Source organism: Streptomyces sp. CLV115 (assembly GCF_038448545.1).
Lineage (GTDB): Bacteria > Actinomycetota > Actinomycetes > Streptomycetales > Streptomycetaceae > Streptomyces > Streptomyces sanglieri.
Window position 1 is genome coordinate 1 of record NZ_JBCEWQ010000313.1, and the last position, 3,202, is coordinate 3,202.

Annotated in this window: 2 protein-coding genes; both read left to right on the top strand. The window is 68.9% G+C overall.

The window, feature by feature from the left end; all coding sequences use genetic code 11:
- Nucleotides 1–754: carbonic anhydrase (locus AADR41_RS41705; protein ID WP_342287662.1), on the top strand; the 754-nt coding region annotated here is incomplete at its 5' end.
- Between the two features lie 226 nt (nucleotides 755–980).
- The gene (gene acs, locus AADR41_RS41710; protein ID WP_342287663.1) at nucleotides 981–2,978 is read left to right on the top strand and encodes an acetate--CoA ligase; all 1,998 of its coding nucleotides are present in this window, start codon (nucleotides 981–983) and stop codon (nucleotides 2,976–2,978) included.
- Nucleotides 2,979–3,202 lie beyond the last annotated feature (224 nt).

Below are 3,202 nucleotides of genomic sequence, written 5' to 3' on the forward strand. Positions count from 1 at the left end.
CACCCCCGGACCGGTTTCCGAGGCCCCCCGCCCGGCCGGCGGCAATCGGCTGATCAACGGTCTGAGCTCGTTCCAGCGCAACACCGCTCCGCTGGTGCGCGACGAACTGGCCCGGCTGGCCGTCGAGGGGCAGCGCCCGTCGCAGCTCTTCATCACCTGCGCCGACTCCCGCCTCGTCACCAGCATGATCACGGCGAGCGGCCCCGGTGACCTGTTCACCGTGCGGAACATCGGCAATCTGGTGCCCCTGCCGGACGCCGAATCCGGGGACCACTCGGTGGGCGCGGCGATCGAGTACGCGGTGGATGTACTGAAGGTGGAGTCCATCACCATCTGCGGGCATTCCGGCTGCGGAGCTATGCAGGCGCTGCTCGGCGGCGAACCGGACCGGAAGGCTCCGCCCACATCCCTCTGGCGGTGGCTGAGGCACGGGCTGCCCAGCCTGGAGCGGATGGCGTCCCGGCACCACGCCTGGGCCCGGATCTCCGGGCGGCTGCCGACCGACGCGCTGGAGCAGCTCTGCCTCACCAATGTGGTCCAGCAGCTGGACCATCTGCGGGCACATGAATCGGTGGCCCGGCGGCTCGCCGAGGGCACGATCCGACTGCACGGCATGTACTTCCACGTGGGCGAGGCCCAGGCCTATCTGCTGACCGAGGGCGCCAGCAGCGGACTGGAGCTCGACGAGGTCTTCGACCGCGTCGACCCCGGCGACACCCCCGGTTCCGGCGAGTTGGAACGCATCGGCGTCTGAACCTCGTTCGCCCCCGGTCCGTGAGACCTTGTGGTCCTGCCTCCCCGCTGCGGCGCGGCGCATTGCACCGCTCCATGTCGCTCTGCGGCGCATTGCACAGCTGCCCGCACTGCGCCGTACCGCGTCGCGCCGCACGTGGATGCGGGGCCGTGTCTCCATACACGAGACACAGGTCTAAACCAATTCCGGGCAGACACTTGTCACCCGGCCTTTGGCCTGATGAGCTATGCCCCGGGACACAACGGACACCCTGGGAATGGGAGATGTCGTGAGCAACGAAAGCTTGGCCAATCTGCTTCGTGAGGAGCGGCGGTTCGCACCGCCTGCCGATCTGGCCGCGAACGCCAACGTCAAGGCGGAGGCGTACGAGCAGGCCGAGGCGGACCGGCTGGGCTTCTGGGCCGAGCAGGCCCGTCGCCTGACCTGGGCCACGGAGCCGACCGAGACGCTCGACTGGAGCAACCCGCCCTTCGCGAAGTGGTTCGCGGACGGCAGGCTCAACGTCGCGTACAACTGCGTGGACCGTCATGTCGAGGCGGGCAACGGCGACCGGGTCGCCATCCACTTCGAGGGCGAGCCCGGCGACAGCCGCGCCATCACCTACGCGCAGCTCAAGGACGAGGTCTCCCGCGCCGCCAACGCGCTCATCGAGCTCGGTGTCGGCAAGGGCGACCGGGTCGCCGTCTATCTGCCGATGATCCCCGAGGCCGCCATCGCGATGCTGGCCTGCGCCCGCATCGGCGCAGCCCACTCGGTGGTCTTCGGCGGCTTCTCCGCCGACGCCATCGCCGCCCGCATCCAGGACGCGGACGCCAAGGTCGTCATCACCGCCGACGGCGGCTACCGCCGGGGCAAGCCGTCCGCGCTGAAGCCCGCCGTGGACGACGCCGTCTCCCGTATCGACAGCGTCGAGCACGTCCTCGTGGTCCGGCGCACCGGCCAGGACACCGAATGGACCGAGGGCCGCGACGTCTGGTGGCACGAGATCACCGGCCGGCAGTCCCCCGAGCACACCCCCGAGGCCTTCGAGGCGGAGCAGCCGCTCTTCATCCTCTACACCTCCGGCACGACGGGTAAGCCGAAGGGCATCCTGCACACCTCCGGCGGCTACCTCACGCAGGCGGCATACACGCACAACGCGGTCTTCGACCTCAAGCCGGAGACCGATGTCTTCTGGTGCACAGCCGACATCGGCTGGGTGACCGGCCACTCGTACATCGTCTACGGCCCGCTGGCCAACGGCGCGACGCAGGTCATGTACGAGGGCACTCCCGACTCCCCGCACCAGGGGCGCTTCTGGGAGATCGTGCAGAAGTACGGCGTCACGATCCTCTACACCGCGCCGACCGCGATCCGTACGTTCATGAAGTGGGGTGACGACATCCCCGCCAAGTTCGACCTGAGCAGTCTCCGGGTCCTCGGTTCGGTCGGTGAGCCGATCAACCCCGAGGCGTGGATGTGGTACCGCAAGCACATCGGCGCCGACAAGTGCCCGATCGTGGACACCTGGTGGCAGACCGAGACCGGCGCGATGATGATCTCGCCGCTGCCGGGCGTGACGGAGACCAAGCCGGGCAGCGCCCAGCGCGCCCTGCCCGGTATCGCGGCCACGGTCGTCGACGACGAGGCCAACGAGGTTCCCGACGGCGGGGGCGGCTACCTCGTCCTCACCGAGCCGTGGCCGTCGATGCTCCGCACCATCTGGGGCGACGACCAGCGCTTCATCGACACCTACTGGTCGCGCTTCGAGGGCAAGTACTTCGCGGGTGACGGTGCCAAGAAGGACGAGGACGGCGACATCTGGCTGCTCGGCCGGGTCGACGACGTGATGCTCGTGTCCGGGCACAACATCTCGACCACCGAGGTCGAGTCGGCGCTCGTGTCGCACCCGACGGTCGCCGAGGCGGCCGTGGTCGGCGCCGCCGACGAGACGACCGGCCAGTCCATCGTCGCGTTCGTGATCCTGCGCGGCACGGCCGAGCCCTCCGACGAGCTGGTCGCGGAGCTGCGCAACCACGTCGGTGCCACGCTCGGCCCGATCGCCAAGCCGAAGCGGATCCTGCCGGTCGCCGAGCTGCCGAAGACCCGCTCCGGAAAGATCATGCGGCGCCTGCTGCGGGACGTCGCCGAGAACCGCGAGGTGGGAGACGTCACCACCCTGAGCGACTCCTCGGTGATGGGCCTGATCCAGGCCCAGCTGCCGTCGTCCTCCTCCGAGGACTGATCGGCAGGCTGAGCAGTACGTCCCCGAGGGGCATCCGGCAACGCGCCGGATGCCCCTCGGACATTTAAGGTGAAGATCACCGGATACAGCCCCGCACGCCCCGGGTACAGTGACTGCTGCGTCAACAACACAATAAGAAAACTCCACAGGGGTGCCGGGAAGTCTGGTCGGCAAGTGCATCAGCCATGCCATCGCTGCCGTACCGACCCGGAGGTCCCCACCCG

Coding starts and splice junctions, on each gene's coding strand:
- acs (WP_342287663.1), top strand. CDS start 981: ATGCCCCGGGACACAACGGACACCCTGGGAATGGGAGATGTCGTGAGC.